Annotated in this window: 13 protein-coding genes, 1 tRNA gene and 2 pseudogenes; 6 read left to right on the forward strand and 10 right to left on the reverse strand. The window is 62.1% G+C overall.

From position 1 onward, the window contains the following. Positions 1 to 8 precede the first annotated feature (8 nt). The 4 genes and pseudogenes from exbD to ABIA40_RS14760 all read right to left on the reverse strand — a co-directional run bounded on the left by exbD (position 9) and on the right by ABIA40_RS14760 (position 2,048). Positions 9 to 464: a TonB system transport protein ExbD gene (gene exbD / locus ABIA40_RS14745; RefSeq protein WP_036001202.1), complete on the reverse strand. Its 456-nt coding sequence runs from the start codon at positions 462 to 464 to the stop codon at positions 9 to 11. Positions 465 to 467: 3 nt separating this feature from the next. Further along, complete coding sequence (gene exbB, locus ABIA40_RS14750; RefSeq protein WP_157282259.1) at positions 468 to 1,400, reverse strand: tonB-system energizer ExbB; 933 nt, start codon at positions 1,398 to 1,400, stop codon at positions 468 to 470. A 29-nt stretch (positions 1,401 to 1,429) separates the two neighbouring features. After that, positions 1,430 to 1,624 (reverse strand): annotated as a pseudogene (locus ABIA40_RS14755) (PKHD-type hydroxylase); the annotation flags it as partial. 126 nt (positions 1,625 to 1,750) lie between these two features. Continuing rightward, positions 1,751 to 2,048: pseudogene (locus ABIA40_RS14760) on the reverse strand (hypothetical protein). Between the two features lie 374 nt (positions 2,049 to 2,422). Between ABIA40_RS14760 and ABIA40_RS14765 the strand changes: the two are divergent. Genes ABIA40_RS14765 through ABIA40_RS14775 form a run of 3 tightly spaced genes read left to right on the forward strand, consistent with a single transcriptional unit; the run spans position 2,423 to position 7,362 of the window. Further along, a complete protein-coding gene (locus ABIA40_RS14765) occupies positions 2,423 to 3,595 on the forward strand; it encodes an efflux RND transporter periplasmic adaptor subunit (protein WP_271547166.1) in 1,173 nt (390 codons plus the stop codon). Continuing rightward, positions 3,592 to 6,735, forward strand: coding sequence for a multidrug efflux RND transporter permease subunit (locus ABIA40_RS14770; protein WP_157282260.1), 3,144 nt, complete (start codon positions 3,592 to 3,594; stop codon positions 6,733 to 6,735). The genes ABIA40_RS14765 and ABIA40_RS14770 overlap by 4 nt, the downstream gene beginning before the upstream one ends. 60 nt (positions 6,736 to 6,795) lie before the next feature. Further along, positions 6,796 to 7,362 (forward strand): invasion associated locus B family protein, encoded by a 567-nt coding sequence (locus ABIA40_RS14775; protein WP_157282261.1) that lies wholly within the window; start codon positions 6,796 to 6,798, stop codon positions 7,360 to 7,362. A gap of 9 nt (positions 7,363 to 7,371) precedes the next feature. On the opposite strand, the gene ABIA40_RS14780 is transcribed toward ABIA40_RS14775, so the two are convergent. Continuing rightward, the gene (locus tag ABIA40_RS14780; RefSeq protein WP_271547167.1) at positions 7,372 to 7,734 is read right to left on the reverse strand and encodes a DUF1428 domain-containing protein; all 363 of its coding nucleotides are present in this window, start codon (positions 7,732 to 7,734) and stop codon (positions 7,372 to 7,374) included. A 171-nt stretch (positions 7,735 to 7,905) separates the two neighbouring features. Next, positions 7,906 to 7,979, reverse strand: a tRNA-Gln gene (locus ABIA40_RS14785). Positions 7,980 to 8,376: 397 nt separating this feature from the next. On the opposite strand from ABIA40_RS14785, the gene ABIA40_RS14790 reads away from it, so the two are divergent. After that, entirely contained in the window at positions 8,377 to 8,595 is a 219-nt protein-coding gene (locus ABIA40_RS14790; protein ID WP_404541736.1) for a recombinase family protein, read from the forward strand. Between the two features lie 38 nt (positions 8,596 to 8,633). After that, positions 8,634 to 8,912, forward strand: coding sequence for a hypothetical protein (locus tag ABIA40_RS14795; RefSeq protein WP_404541738.1), 279 nt, complete (start codon positions 8,634 to 8,636; stop codon positions 8,910 to 8,912). A 568-nt stretch (positions 8,913 to 9,480) separates the two neighbouring features. Here the strand turns inward: ABIA40_RS14795 and ABIA40_RS14800 are convergent. After that, complete coding sequence (locus ABIA40_RS14800; protein WP_404541741.1) at positions 9,481 to 9,804, reverse strand: hypothetical protein; 324 nt, start codon at positions 9,802 to 9,804, stop codon at positions 9,481 to 9,483. 141 nt (positions 9,805 to 9,945) lie between these two features. Between ABIA40_RS14800 and ABIA40_RS14805 the strand changes: the two genes are divergently transcribed. Beyond that, entirely contained in the window at positions 9,946 to 11,361 is a 1,416-nt protein-coding gene (locus ABIA40_RS14805) for a DUF6056 family protein (protein WP_271547170.1), read from the forward strand. A 126-nt stretch (positions 11,362 to 11,487) separates the two neighbouring features. On the opposite strand, the gene rnz is transcribed toward ABIA40_RS14805, so the two are convergent. The 3 genes from rnz to guaD are packed head-to-tail and all read right to left on the reverse strand — an operon-like array spanning position 11,488 to position 14,830. Further along, on the reverse strand, positions 11,488 to 12,390 hold the full coding sequence (gene rnz / locus ABIA40_RS14810; RefSeq protein WP_404541744.1) for a ribonuclease Z: 903 nt from the start codon (positions 12,388 to 12,390) through the stop codon (positions 11,488 to 11,490). 48 nt (positions 12,391 to 12,438) lie between these two features. After that, the gene (locus tag ABIA40_RS14815; RefSeq protein WP_404541746.1) at positions 12,439 to 13,422 is read right to left on the reverse strand and encodes an antibiotic biosynthesis monooxygenase; all 984 of its coding nucleotides are present in this window, start codon (positions 13,420 to 13,422) and stop codon (positions 12,439 to 12,441) included. 10 nt (positions 13,423 to 13,432) lie between these two features. Next, positions 13,433 to 14,830: a guanine deaminase gene (gene guaD, locus ABIA40_RS14820; RefSeq protein WP_157282265.1), complete on the reverse strand. Its 1,398-nt coding sequence runs from the start codon at positions 14,828 to 14,830 to the stop codon at positions 13,433 to 13,435. Between the last annotated feature and the right edge of the window lie 6 nt (positions 14,831 to 14,836).

Raw genomic sequence — 14,836 nt, forward strand, 5'->3', positions numbered from 1 at the left:
CCGTCTTCTTAAGGCTGGGCGGCGCCTGCCACAGGCGCCCCCGGTGCGCCTTCCAGCGCGACCAGCTTCACCCGCGTATAGCCGCCCGAGCGCAAGAGCTCCATCACGCCCATTAACTCGCCATAGGGCACCGAGCGATCGGCGCGCAGGAAAACGTACTTGTCCTTGCTCATCTCGGAAAGGCCGTCGAGGGTTCCGATCAACTCGGCCCGGTGAACGGCGTTCTCCCCGATCGCGAGCGTCAGATCGGGCTTGATGCTGAGATAGGTCGGCTTGTCCGGCTTCTTCTGCGGCGTCGCACTCGACGTCGGCAGATCGATCGGCAGGTCGACCGTGGACAGCGGCGCGGCGACCATGAAGATGATCAGCAGCACCAGGATGACGTCGATGAACGGCGTGACGTTGATGTCATGCGTTTCCGAGAAATCGTCGTCGTCATCATTGTCTGCGAGGGAAACGGCCATGGTCTACTCCGCCGCGCGCGAATGCACGCTGCCGTGGCTGCGGTCGAGATCGCGCGACAGCAGCCGCCCCGCCGCGCCCGAGGCGCGGCTGACGAGTTCGAGATAGCCTTTCGTCACGCGCGAGAAGTGGTTGTAGATGATGACGGCGGGAATGGCGGCGACGAGGCCGATTGCGGTGGCGAGCAGCGCCTCGGCGATGCCGGGCGCGACCACTGCGAGGTTCGTGGTCTGCGACTTCGAGATGCCGATGAAGCTGTTCATGATGCCCCAGACCGTGCCGAACAGGCCGACGAAGGGCGAGGTCGAGCCGATGGTCGCGAGCACGCCCATGCCGATCCGGATGCGCCGCTGCTCCGCACGCACGATCTCTGAGAAGCTCGAGGCCGCGCGCTCCTTGATGCCGGCATCGCTGGACAGGCCGGCCGACATCCGCGCTTCGCGCAACGCCGCCGCAAGGAACGACGGCAGGATGCCCTCCTTGGTGCCGAGCGCCATCTGCGCTTCGGCAAGCGAGCGCGCCTCCGCAATCTTCTTCAACGCCGAACGCAGCTTGCCGGAGGCGACCGACAGCTCGATCGACTTGGCGATGAAGACGGTCCAGGTCATCAGCGAAGCGAAGGCGAGCCCGATCATCACCGCCTTCACGATGACGTCCGCCGACATGAACATCACCCAGGGCGACAATTCCTTCATGGCCGCCGCCTCGGGCTTCGCACTCGCGGGATTGGCGGCCACCGGGGCGGCGCCCACGACGGCGGGAGCCGTCGAGGCCGCAGGCGCAGCTGCCGGGGGGACGGTTCCGGCAGCGGACGGCTGAGCCGTCGATGGGGCCGGTGCCGGCGGGCTCTGCGTCTGGGCGGAAACGGGGGATGCGAGCCAGGCAGACGCCAGCATCAAGGCTGCGGCAAGGCTTGCTTGGAAGGACATGGTCTTCATACTTCGGCCCAGTAGCGAATGAGATTGTGCTAGATACCCGTCAATTTGACCGTTTCGGGATCGTCAAGCCCGAGCCGTTCCACCAGCGCCTGAATCGCGGTGTCGAGGTCAAAGATCATGCTCCGGGCTTGATTGTCCCGTATCATGCTCTGAAGCCAGAAGAAAGACGCAACCCGCGTCGCCCTGGTCACGGGAGCGATGAGAGGTGCTGGAGGATAGAGCACAAGGCCCTCCAATTCCTGTCGTTCACACGCGTCGAACGAATGTCGGCTGTTGGTATCGGCCACACAATTGCAGGTCAATGCGTGCCGTTCGCGAGAACCCTTGAATAGATCAAGATCAAAACGATTCTAAACTGCCCCGCTCTCTGAGCGAAGGGTGCGTCCTAGACGCAAATCGATTGCTGGCCACTCGATCGCCGCTCTGGGTTTCATCAGCCACAGCAACTCGTCGACGGTCTTCTGCGCAACGGCGCGCACGCGATCGGTGCTGTCCATGCCGGCGATGTTGGCGCCGTTGACGACGGCTTTGATCTCGTCGCGAAAGTCGGTGAGAAAGCACAAGGGATCGCGCTGCTCGTTGGCGACACGCGCGATCAATCCCTTTCAGAATCTGGCACGCGATCAGCTTGCCGTTCAGCTCGTCCAGGCTTTGCTCCGTCGATGCGGCGCCGAAATGGGCGATGCCGAAATCCATGGTAACCGAAACGGCCCACGACGCGACTTAGCACCGTTCTTGCGGCAGATCCGAAAGGCGGCGCGGCGCGGGGCCGGTCGTCCCGAGCACACTGCTCCGCGCACTGCGGAAGACTTGCACGCCGGCCGGTCGCGGCGGGAAAACGCGGCATTGCACGTCGCCGCGCCAGCGAGCTGCCTACACGGTGCAAAGCTTTCCAATTGTTTAGGATTCTCACCCGATAGTGCTGTTTACTCTGGAAGTTGGCGTGTATTATACATCATGCTGGAACCGTACGATTGCCCCGATAGTCGTAGCCGAGGGCATACGAGCCGACACGAGACGACATGAACAAGTCCCGGCCGATCCTTTGGCTTCTGATCATCGCGGCCGTGGCTTCTGCGGGCTATTATGGTTGGCAGAAATTCGGCACGTCCGAGGCTGGAAAAACCCAGACCGCACAAAAAGGCCCGCCTCGCCCCTCCGCCGTCCCGGTCAGCGTTGCGCCGGTTCAGAAGACCGACTTTCCGGTCTATCTCACTGGTCTCGGCACGGTTCAGGGCTTTAACACGGTCCAGGTCCGAAGCCGTGTGGATGGCCAGATCGACAAGCTCGAATTCAGGGAAGGCCAGATCGTCAAGCAGGGCGATCTCCTGGTTTCGATCGATCCCCGTCCCTATCAGGCCGCGCTTGACCAAGCCAAGGCCAAGAAGGCGCAGGACGAGGCCAGTCTCGCCAATGCCAATCTCGAACTCCAGCGCGCCACGAAGCTCGGCGAATTCGCCACCGCCCAGCGCGTCGACACACAGCGCTCCACCGTCGCTCAGCTCACCGCCCAGATCGCCGCCGACGATGCCGCGATCTCCAACGCCCAGACCCAGCTCGATTACACCCAGATCAAGGCGCCGATCACCGGCGTGGCAGGCCTGCGTCAGGTCGACATCGGCAACATCGTCAACGCTTCGTCGCAGACCGCCATCGTCACGATCTCGCAGGTCGAGCCGATCGCCGTGATCTTCACCGCGCCGGAAGACCAGCTCCCCTATATCAGCGAGGGCCAGAAGGCCGGCGCGCTCAAGGTGATCGCCTTCACCACCGACGGCAAGAGGACGCTGGCCGAGGGCAAGCTCGCTGTGATCAACAACCAGGTCGACGCGAGCAGCGGCACGATCCGGCTCAAGGCGGTGTTCGACAACAAGGAAAGAACGCTGTGGCCGGGCCAATCGGTCTCGACGCGGCTCCTGGTGCGAACGCTGAATGATGCGACGGTCGTTCCGGATGACGCGGTCCAGCGCTCCACCAACGGGCTCTATGCCTATACGGTCAACCAGGACAACAAGGCCGAACTGCACAAGATCAAGGTCAGCTATGGCATCGACGGTCATTCGGTCATCGAGGAAGGATTGAGCCCCGGTCAGCAGGTGATCGTCGGTGGACAGTTCAAGGTGCAGCCCGGAAGCCTGGTGTCGACGGCGGTAGCAAGCTCGGATCCGACCCAGAACAAGGTTCGACAGCAATGATCGGGGGCGGGATTTCGGCGCCTTTCATCCGATATCCCATCGGCACCTCGCTGCTGATGGCCGGCATTCTCTTCGTCGGCCTGGTCGCCTATCCCCTGCTCCCGGTCGCGCCCCTGCCGCAGGTGGACTTTCCGACCATTCAGGTCACCGCCAATTTGCCCGGCGGCAGCCCCGAGACCATGGCTTCGTCGGTGGCGCAGCCGCTCGAGCGGCAATTCGCCCAGATTCCTGGCATCGCGCAGATGACCTCGACGAGCTATCTGGGCACGGCGTCGATCACCATCCAATTCGACCTCAACCGCAACATCGACGGCGCCGCCAACGACGTACAGGGTGCCATCAACGCGGCCAGCGGCCAGTTGCCGAGGAACCTGCCGTCGCCCCCGACCTACCGCAAGGTCAACCCCGCCGACGCGCCGATCCTGCTACTGTCGGCGACATCGGAGACGCTGCCGCTGACCAGCGTCAGCGATGCCGTCGACACCCAGCTCGCCCAGCAGATCAGCCAGCTCTCGGGCGTCGCCCAGGTCTTCATCGGCGGCCAGCAGAAACCCTCGATCCGCATTCAGGTCGATCCCGCAAAGCTGGTCGCCAAGGGCTTGTCGATGGAGGACATCCGCAGCCAGATCGCGATCACCACGGTCGACAGCCCCAAGGGCAATATCGACGGCGAGAAGCGGGCCTATACGATCTACGCCAACGACCAGCTCACCCACGCGAAGGACTGGAACGACGTCATCATCGCCTATCGCAACGGCGCTCCGTTGCGAATCCGCGATATCGGCCAAGCGGTCACCGCTGCCGAAGACGCCAAGCAGGCGGCGTGGGCCAACGGCAAGCGCGGCGTGTTCCTGGTGATCTTCAAGCAGCCCGGCGCCAACGTCATCGAAACCGTCGACAGGATCAAGGCGACACTCCCTCGTCTCGTGGCGGCGATCCCGCCCGCGATCAAGATCGAGCTCATCAGCGACCGCACCGCGACCATCCGTGCCGCGGTCGAGGACGTCCAGTTCACGCTGCTCTTGACCATTGTGCTCGTGGTCATGGTCATCTTCATCTTCCTGCGCAGCTTCTGGGCGACGGTCATTCCTACCGTCACGGTTCCGCTGGCGCTGCTGGGCGCGTGCGCCCTGATGTGGCCGGTGGGTTATTCGCTCGACAATCTGTCGCTGATGGCGCTCACCATCGCGGTCGGTTTCGTGGTCGACGACGCCATCGTGATGCTCGAGAACATCACGCGCTACATCGAGGAAGGCGACTCGCCGATGGAGGCCGCCTTCAAGGGCTCCAAGGAAATCGGCTTCACGATCGTCTCCATCAGCATCTCGCTGGTCGCGGTGCTGATCCCGCTGCTCCTGATGGGCGGCATTATCGGGCGCCTGTTCCGCGAATTCGCCGTGGTGCTGGCGATGACGATCTTCGTTTCGATGTTCGTATCGCTGACGCTGACGCCGATGATGGCCTCACGCTTCCTGCGCGCCCATGGCGAGGTGCAGCACGGCCGCTTCTATCAATGGAGCGAGCGCGCCTTCGACGCGATGCTGCGCGGCTACGAATATGTGCTCGATCACGCCCTCGCCTGGCGGCGCACCACGCTCGCGATCTTCTTCGTCACGCTCGGCCTGTCGATCTACCTGTTCGTGCTGATCCCCAAGGGCTTCTTCCCGCAGCAGGACGTCGGCCTGATCACGGCCACGTCTGAAGCCTCGCAGGACATCTCGTTCAAGGAGATGGTGAGACGCCAGGAGCAACTCGGCAAGATCATCCTGGCCGATCCCGACGTTGCCAGCGTTGCCATGTCGATCGGCGGCAGCGGCCGTGCCGGCAACAACGGCAACCTGTTCATCACGCTGAAGCCGCGCAATGAGCGTGACGCATCGGCCCAGCAGATCATCGCGCGTCTGCGTCCGCAGTTCGACAAGGTCCAAGGCGCCCGCCTCTACATGCAGGCGGCCCAGGACGTGCGGCTCGGCGGCCGACCCACGCGCACTCAGTTCGAATTCACGCTGCAAGACGCCAATCTGGACGAGCTGAACGAATGGGCGCCGAAGATCCTCGCCAAGATGCAGACACTGCCGGAGCTGCGCGACGTCGCGACCGACCAGCAGACGCAGGGCACGACGGTCCAGCTCAAGATCAACCGCGACACCGCCGCCCGCTACGGCATCCAGCCCCAGCTGATCGACGACACGCTGTATGATTCCTTCGGACAGCGGCAGGTCACGCAATATTTCACGCAGCTCAACACCTACAAGGTGATCCTGGAAGTCCTGCCGGAGATGCAGGGCGATCTCGAGACGCTGAACAAGCTCTACGTGAAATCGCCGCTGACCGGCGACCAGGTGCCGCTGTCGACCTTCGCGAGCTGGACCACCGATCCGGTCCGCCCGCTCTCGATCAGCCATCAGGGCCAGTTCCCGTCGATCACGATCAGCTTCAATCTCGCGCAAGGCGTCGCGCTCGGCCAGGCCACCGAGGCCGTGCAGAAGGCGATGGCGGAGCTCGGGACGCCGCCCACGCTGAACTCGAGCTTCCAGGGCACCGCGCAGGCATTCCAGCAATCGCTCGGCACCGTGCCGCTCCTGATCCTCGCCGCGCTGGTCGTGGTCTATCTGATCCTCGGCATTCTCTACGAGAGCTACATCCATCCGATCACGATTCTGTCGACGCTACCCTCGGCCGGCGTCGGCGCGCTCGCGATCCTGATGGCGGCCGGATTCGACTTCAGCCTGATCGCGCTGATCGGCATCATCCTCCTGATCGGCATCGTGAAGAAGAACGGCATCATGATGGTGGACTTCGCGATTGCCGCCGAGCGCGACGAGCACAAGACGCCGGAGGAATCGATCCGCCAGGCCGCACTGCTGCGCTTCCGTCCGATCATGATGACGACGATGGCGGCCCTGCTCGGCGGCGTGCCCCTCATGCTCGGCCACGGCACCGGCGCCGAAATCCGCCAGCCGCTCGGCTACGCCATGGTCGGCGGCCTGATCGTCAGCCAGGCGCTGACGCTGTTCACCACGCCGGTCGTCTATCTCTATCTCGACCAGCTCAACAACTGGTTCTCGACCTGGGGCCGTTCGGACGACGAAGGCGAGGAGACGCCCGAGCACCGCAGCGTCAAGGAAGCCGCCGAGTAAGCTTGCGCCGCGCCTGCCGCGACGCTACAGCGAGACCCCGGTTCGCAAATGCGGTTTCCCATGCCTGTGCAATCCAGACTTGTCGCCCTTGTCGCTGCTGTCCTGTTGTCAGCGGGCGCAGCACACGCCCAGCAGGGCGCCAAGAAGAACGCCGCGCCCGCCCCGGCCGCGCAGCCCGCGCCTGCCCCGACGCAGGCGCAGGCTGACGGGGCTTCCGGACAGCCCGGCTGGATCGTCCGCTGCACCAGCGCAAGCCGCGACGCGGCGCTCGAATGCGCCATGGAGCAGAACGCGGTGCTGACCAAGACCGGCCAGACCGTCGTCCTGATCAACATCCGCATCGCGCCCGACACCCGCACGCCGATCGCGCTTCTGCAATTGCCGCTCGGCCTCAACCTTCCCGTCGGGGCCAAGCTCCAGGTCGACGAAGGCAAGGCGTTCGATCTCCAGATCCAGACCTGCGAGAACCGCGGCTGCTACGCCTCGACCCCGGTTGCGCCGGACCTGCTCACCGCCTTGCGGTCGGGCAAGCAGCTGAAGGTCTCGTTCCAGAACATGGCCAAGGAGACGATCGCGATCCCGATGCCGCTCGGCGATTTCGCTTCCGCCTACGACAAGATCAAGTAGCGGGCCCCCTCACGTCACGATGTCGCTCGCCCGAAGCAGCGTGGTGAAGCCTCCATAGATCATGCGCTTGCCGTCGAACGGCATGCCTTCCATTTTCAGCCGCGGATCCGCCATCACCTTCTTGTTGATGGCATCGCGGCTCTCGCGGTCCCGATAGACGATCCAGGCGAACACCACGATCTCGTCCTCCTTCGCGATCACCGCGCGCGGAAACGAGGTGAGCTCTCCATAGGGAACGTCATCGCCGATGCATTCGACATAATCGAGCGCGCCGTGTTCCATCCAGATGGCGCAGGCGGTCGTCGCCATCGCCTTGTAGGCCTCGATGTTGTCCTTCGGCACGGCGAGAACGAAACCATCGACATAGGGCATTTGCGGATCTCCTTGGGTTGTGCAGCCCAAGGACGATAGAGCGGGCCGCGATCCGACTTGGAAACGCGAATGTCAGGTGAGGCAAACCGCCGCGTGTGGTGATGTGGCGATGAACCTGGCGTCTACGCCCGAACGGTTTGGAACCGCACCGTGGGGAAAACCGCCCGGAATTGGCTGGGGAACCTGGATTCGAACCAAGACAAACAGAGTCAGAGTCTGTTGTGCTACCGTTACACCATTCCCCACCGAAGCGCTTGAAATTGCTCAGCTTTCTTCGGAGGTTTTGCAAGGCCGGCTGAAAGGTTTGCAAATCAGCAGCTTGCAGGCCGGTCATATAGCCGCCTCGGCGTTCTGGGTCTAGTCCGAAAGCTACCAAAACAGACCGAATGCCGGCTCCGGCTGACGGCCTGTTTTCGGCTACAGATCGTTAGCCGCGCCAGACGCCTTTTTCTGGCTTGAGTGGCTTCCCTTTTCGTGCGGCTCGTCCGGGATCGTTCATGCCGTTCGCTCCCATGCGCGCGCTCAGGATTGCCCCGCAGTCCCTTCGAAATACCCATCGCGCCTCAGGTCCAGCCAGTGCGGGAAACCTCCCTTGCACCTCTGGCCCAATCTCCGCTGCGGCAGTCAAGCAGGGCCCGGTTCATGCGGATAACCGTACCTCCCGACGACGACACGTTGCGGGGACTGAAAGCCGCGCAACATGTCCGCATGTCGTCAGACGCCCAGAGATATTCGATCGAGAACCAGATGGCGGCGATCGCCGCACACGCAGCCCGGCGGCACATCACCATCGTGCGCACCTATGCTGACGCCGGCCGGAGCGGCTTCGCATTCGGGGACTGGACGGGCTGCAGGATCTGATCCGCGATGTTCAGCTCGGCCGAGCCGATTTCGACTGCGTGCTGGGGTACGACATCACCCGGTGGGAGCGATTTCAGGATGTCGATGCGATCTCCAAGGGCGCGATCACTCATAGCGCTGCCAAGGACCAACGAATTCGACAACTGCGGCGGTTGGTTTCGATCGGCACCTCCACCGGCACCATCACAGCGCCCCATCCGGATCAACTTTTACCGGTACTGCGCAGGGCGGCATCAGTGCCGCCTTCGGCCTTCTTCAGCCTACCATCGTCGCGAAAAGCTGTTGCGGATCATCTAATCTATCGCCCGCTGACGTAGAAATACAGATAGCTGGGGCATCCAGAGGGATATGTCGGTTCGGGCTGGCCACGGGCGCGGTCCTCCCAATAGGCAACTCGGCATTCTGACTCTTTCAGGTTTTCGCGCGTATCGATGTATAGACTGCCAACTTTCAAGAGCGCGGCGACCAATGACAAAAGCCCAAAATACCTAAGAAAAAGACGCCAACCGTCGTCCTCGACCTTGTCCATAGACACATACTCGGATATCGGGCGCAAGTTATCACCGCAACCGTTAACAAGGCAACAGAGGACGCCCAAGCTGACCGGAAAAGCCTGAGCAATAGGTCGCTCAATCGCTCGTAGCCACCAAGAAGCGGTATCAGGCTGCTAAGAAGGCCAAGACTGGCGTCCCCTCGGGCGGTAATCGCCGTCATCCACGAGCGTGAATCGTCACAGAATTGGAGGCGGTCCCTGGTTCAACGATTGGTCAGCTTGAGAGGTGATGTGGGACGCAAGGTCAAGACAATCGCTGATCAATCGTTCCCCATGGTGCTAGGCCGAATACGGGAAGCTTGCCCTTTTGCGCGATACGAGCGATTCGATCGCTAGTCCTTCAACGCATCTATGTAGGGTCGATATTTCTGAGAGAGCCTACGAAGAGTATCGACGATCTTCTGCTTTTTCTCCGGCGGCAAATCTGGCTGAGACGCGAGCTTCTCCAGTTTAGATTCCACGGACACCCAAAAAGCCGAACCGCCCATCGCGGCGAATTTGTCCTCAGCCGTCGAAACGAGAATTGCCAAGGAGAAATAGACGAAAACGATCGCTGCAACAGTGACCGCGCAAACCTTTATCAAGAAAATTCCCAGTGGTGAAAACTGGCTGGATGTCACTCTCCCCACAGCGCCCTCAACGTCCGTCACTTGCATCCCCATGCCTCGCTCTGCCTTGTTACCTCAATAGCACAGGCGCAACCACGGATGGAAGGCCACTCCAAAACAGGTTGCAACGAGGAATTGCGAGGCAATATGCTTTGCCCAGCCTTATCATCCGTTTGAAGCCCTTTGAGAATGTCTTCCGCTATCGTAAAATCCAGACCCAGCAACCAGGCCATTCAATCAGGAATCCTGTTTGCTGTCGCGGCGGCGGTCCCAATATACGTTGTTTCGAGCTTCTTGATTGCAGCCACTTATGCTTATCCTGAATCTGATGATTACTGCCTTTTCTACAATTACCGGGACAACGGCCTAGTCGGATCAATCGGCGACTTCTATCGAACGCTCGTCGGTCGGGTCGTACCGTTGATCTTGATCACAATACCAGGAATAATAACCCGCGGTTCAGTTCAGCACCTCGTCGAAGTCTACCCTTCAGTACTCATTGCTTTTGCCCTGCTTTTTGCAGGGTCAATGGTATGGGTTGCGGTACGTTTGTATCGGCATGTCCCAGCCGATCGGCTCGGTTATCTGTCTCTCAGCCTCGTCGCGACGGTTTTTGCAAGCTGCGAGGATCCTCGCGAATTGCTGTACTGGCTGCCTGGTGTCGCTTGCTATGCGGTCCCGGCGGCGCTGGTCGCTATCGTTTTGGCAGAGCTCTATGTCAGCGCCGCGGAGGGCGACGAACTCTCCCCCCTGAAGACCAGCACGCTTGCTGCATTTTCGTTTGTTTCAGCACTGTGCAACGAATTTACGCCAATCTGGTTGATCGGAATTGTCCTCGGCTCTTTTCTCTTCAGGCGACTATCAGGCCATCCGCGCCCCCAATCTGCAGCACATCTCGTATTGCTGGCAGCCACGTTGGCGGGATTCGCTATCCTTCTTGGTGCGCCAGCAAACTCCGTGAGAATGGGGCAGTTCCCAGCCGCCGGGAATGTGTTAGGAGCTCTACTTGAGGCCGCCAAACGGGCGCCCTTGGATTGGACGAGAGCGCTCGTCATCGCAATGCCGTGGGCGCTGGCGGCCCACCTTTGCGCGGCTTCTTTCCATCGCAAGCCGCGTAATGTCGCGGCGCAAGCGTTTTTGTTCGCTGGTCTGGCAGTTTTTCTCTTCGGCAGCTCATACGTCGCGCACTTCGTTGGGTATTTCGCGACGGGCACCCATCTAGCTCCTAGAGCAAACAATCAAGTGCTGATTTTACTAATCGTTGGTTTTGCCTGCGGCTTCGCCGGGATTGGGTCTCTTCTTTCGTTTGGCAAACTCAATACGATCAGCATCGCCGTGGCATGTATGTTTCTCACCGTGCCGATCTTAAGCGGAACTGGTTTCAAGCTGATGCAGGCCGAATGGCCTCTCTTTAATGCTTTCCGGACAGAGACTCTGCACCGCGAGAAGCTAATGCTAACAGCGACAGAGCCTGATCTTGCTGTTCCTAGCTTCACTGTCCGCCCAACGTTACTTGTCGGTCAGGATCTGTCGACGAGCCCAGATCGTCTCCCGAACGACTGTGTCGCGGCGGCTTACAAGTTGAAGACCGTCGTGTTGCAATGACAGAGGAAATCCGGCCGACCGCGATCTCGACAAAAAGCGGACGATCGATGCCTTGCTAGCGGCTCGATGATCAACAGGTCGTCCGCGCGGCCCCTTGTGGGGGACACGTCGCACATCTGCCGTTGATCAGACGACGATGTGGTCGAAGTCTGCGGCGATCCGGGTGTTCGGGAAGATTTTTGCCGCCTCGGCGAGAATTTCTGCGTCTTCGTAGCGCCCCGACATATGCGTCAGCACGAGCTGTCCGACCTTGTTCGCGGCGGCAAAGGAGGCCGCTTCTGCCGCGGTGAGATGGCCGTAATTCCGCGCGGTCGGCGCGTCGCGATCAAGGAATGTCGCCTCGATCACCAGCATGTCGGCGCCGGCGACGTATTGCGACAACCCCTCCGTGGTCTCGGTGTCGCCGATCACGACGAGCTTGCTGCCGCCGCTCGCAGGACCCAGGACCTCTTCCGGATCGATGGTTCGGTCGGCAAGCACGATCGGTCGGCCCGCGGCCAACTCGCCGCGCAAGGGACCGTCGGGGACACCGAGCGCGATGAGGCGATCAGGCCGAAGATGACGACGCGCGGGGCTTTGGAAGATGAAGCCGAAGCTGTCGGTGTCGCGGTGGCGGACCGGAAAACAGTCAACGGCGAATTCACCGGTATCGATAGCTCGTCCCTCGGTCAGCGCTTCGAACTGGACGGCAATCGGCGCCCTGCCCGCGCCCCACAGGCCGGCGAGCATGCGGGTGACGAGGTCGAGCGTGCCCGCGCCGCCGTGAACGGTCATTATCTCGGACGTCTGCCGCAAGCCGAGCGTCGAGAACAATCCGGGGATGCCGAGCACGTGGTCGAGATGGGCGTGGGTGAGCAGGATGCGGTCGAGCCGCCGGAAGCCGGCGCCGCTGCGCAGCAGCTGGCGCTGCGTGCCCTCGCCGCAATCGACCAGGACGCGCTTGCCTGCGGCTTCCACGAGGAGCGCCGGATGGTTGCGCTCCGCCGAGGGAACGCTCGCCGATGTCCCGAGAAACGTCAGGGCGAACATGGTCGTCGATATCCCGCGACCGTCCTCCGCGTCAATGGGTTGACGGTCTCACCGTCCCCAATGCCACGCGAGCAGCAGCGCGTACAGGCCCATCGACGCGGCATAGAGCACGGCGAGCAGTACGTACCCCGCGATCTGGCGACTGATCGCAGCCTTCGGCGTCACCCACCAGTCGAGCGCCTTGAAGGCGGCGGGCACCAGCCACCAGCCGAGCAGCTGGGTGCTGACGAGATTGCCGAGGAACAGCGACAGCCAGACCGGCACGCCGTTTCTGTCGATCAGGGGCGCGCTGATGAAATAGCCCCAGAGGTAGACCACGGGATAAAGCACCAGGAGAACGATCAGGTTGCTCTTCCAGATGAAACCGGGCCCTTGCTCGGGGGCCGACGTCTTGCCGGCCGGGAACCAGAAATTGAAGCCATAGCTCGCCCGCTTCACGTTCATGCCGGCGTTGAAGCGCGCCCCCTCCTTCAGCAGCGTCTGCCGCAACGGCGAGTCGAGCCAGGCATTGAGGTTGGCATCAGAATCGAACGACAGGATGATGATCCATTCGTCATGCAGACCCGGAAGCGGCCGCTCGATCTTGTGCCGCAGAAATCCCTTGAACTCGGCCTCCGCCGCCTGGATGCGCTGCTGCCATTTCAGGAACGCGTCCTCGAGCCCATCAGGGACTTTGAATGAGATGACGGCCGAGACCGCGCTGTCGCGCGGGACGCCGGTGTCGGGCAGGATATGGACGTCCTCCGAACCGACGAAGAAGCGCTGCACCTCCGCGATCAGCTTCGCCCGCACCTCGCTCTGCAGCCAGGCACGTGCCGCAGCCGGGCTCGCGAAACGCAGGATCGTCACCCAGTCCACATGCGCCGGCGGTTGCGGCGGCACCACCTCAAGGCTGAGAAAGCCGGGCCAGGTCTTGAGCACTTCGCCGACCTCACCGTTCCACCGGGCGAACGCAGCAAAGCCGTCGTCGGCGATGCGGCGCTGGATGACGAGAGCGACCGGCTGGCCGGCTGTGTCAGGAGATGCGCTCATCGCGGCGACTTCAGCCCTTCTTGTAGAGACGCTTGCCCATCACCCAGGTCTCGTCGACGCAGCGATCGTCGCCGACCATCATGACGGCAAACAGCATGCTCGCGGCCTCGTCCATCGTGCGCGGGCCGGCGCCGTCGGCGATCAGCGATTGATGCCACGCTTGCGCGACCTGCCCGCCGTTCGGATCGAGCGCGACAAAATCGGCCTCCTTGCCGGGCTCGAAATTGCCGAGCTTGTCGTCGATGTAGAGGCCTTCGGCACCGCCGAGCGTGATCGACCAGAAGCCGCGATAGGGCGAGAGCTTGTTGCGCTCGGCTTCCGCGAGATCCTTGCGTGCCGGATCGATGCTGCCGTCGAGCAGCGTGTTGTTGCACATGCCGACCTTGTAGGCGTCGTCGAGCACGGAAATCATCGAGAAGCGGTTGCCGCCGCCGACATCGGTGCCGAACGACATCTTGACGCGATGCTCGGGATCAGTGGCGCGGCCGAGGCGGAACAGGCCACTGCCGAGGAACAGATTCGAGCACGGGCAGAACACCACCGCCGCGCCCTTTTTCGACATGCGGCGGAATTCGTTGTTGGAGAGGTAGACGCCGTGGCCGCCGGAGAATTTCGGACCGACCAGGTCGAACTTCTCGTAGACACCGAGATAATCCTGGCAGTCCGGATGCTCGACCAGCACGCCGCTGCATTCGGCCGGATTCTCGGAGATGTGGGTGTTGACCCAGCAGTCCGGATGCTCGTGCTTGAGGCGCTGACATGCTCTCAGCAATTCCGGCGAGGCACCAAAGGCGAAGCGCGGCGTGATGGCGTAGAGATTGCGGCCCTTGTTGTGGTACTGCGCGATCAGCCGCTTGCTGTCGCGATAGAAATTCTCCGGCGTATCGATGAAATCGGCCGGCGCGTTGCGATCGATCCCGGTGAGGCCCGCGATGACGCGCATGTTGCGCCTGCTCGCTTCCTCGAACAATTCCTCGGTCGAAACAGGCGAGGAGCTCGTGAAGGCCTGGCAGGTGGTGGTGCCTGAGGCGAGCAGCGCATCGAGGAAACGCTTCACGCCCTCGCGCGCGTAGTCGCGATCCCGGTATTTGAGCTCTTCCGGGTAGACCCATTTCTGGAGCCACGGCAGGAGCTGCTCACCATAGGCCCCTAACACGCGCGTCTGCGGCAGATGGATGTGGCCGTCAATGAAGCCGGGAACGATGATGCGGTCCTTGATGTGGGTGACCTCGACGCCCGGATGGGCGGCGGCAATCTTGTCATAAGGACCGAACGCCTTGATCACGCCGTCAGTGACGACCATGAGGCCGTCCTGGTGAAAGCGCGCGGAGGCCGGCTCGTTGCCGACGTGCTTCCAGGGATCGTCGACGAAATCGAAGAACGTGCCGCGAATTCCGACCGTGGTCATGATTTG

Source organism: Bradyrhizobium sp. USDA 223 (assembly GCF_044909005.1).
In the GTDB taxonomy this organism is placed as follows: domain Bacteria; phylum Pseudomonadota; class Alphaproteobacteria; order Rhizobiales; family Xanthobacteraceae; genus Bradyrhizobium; species Bradyrhizobium yuanmingense.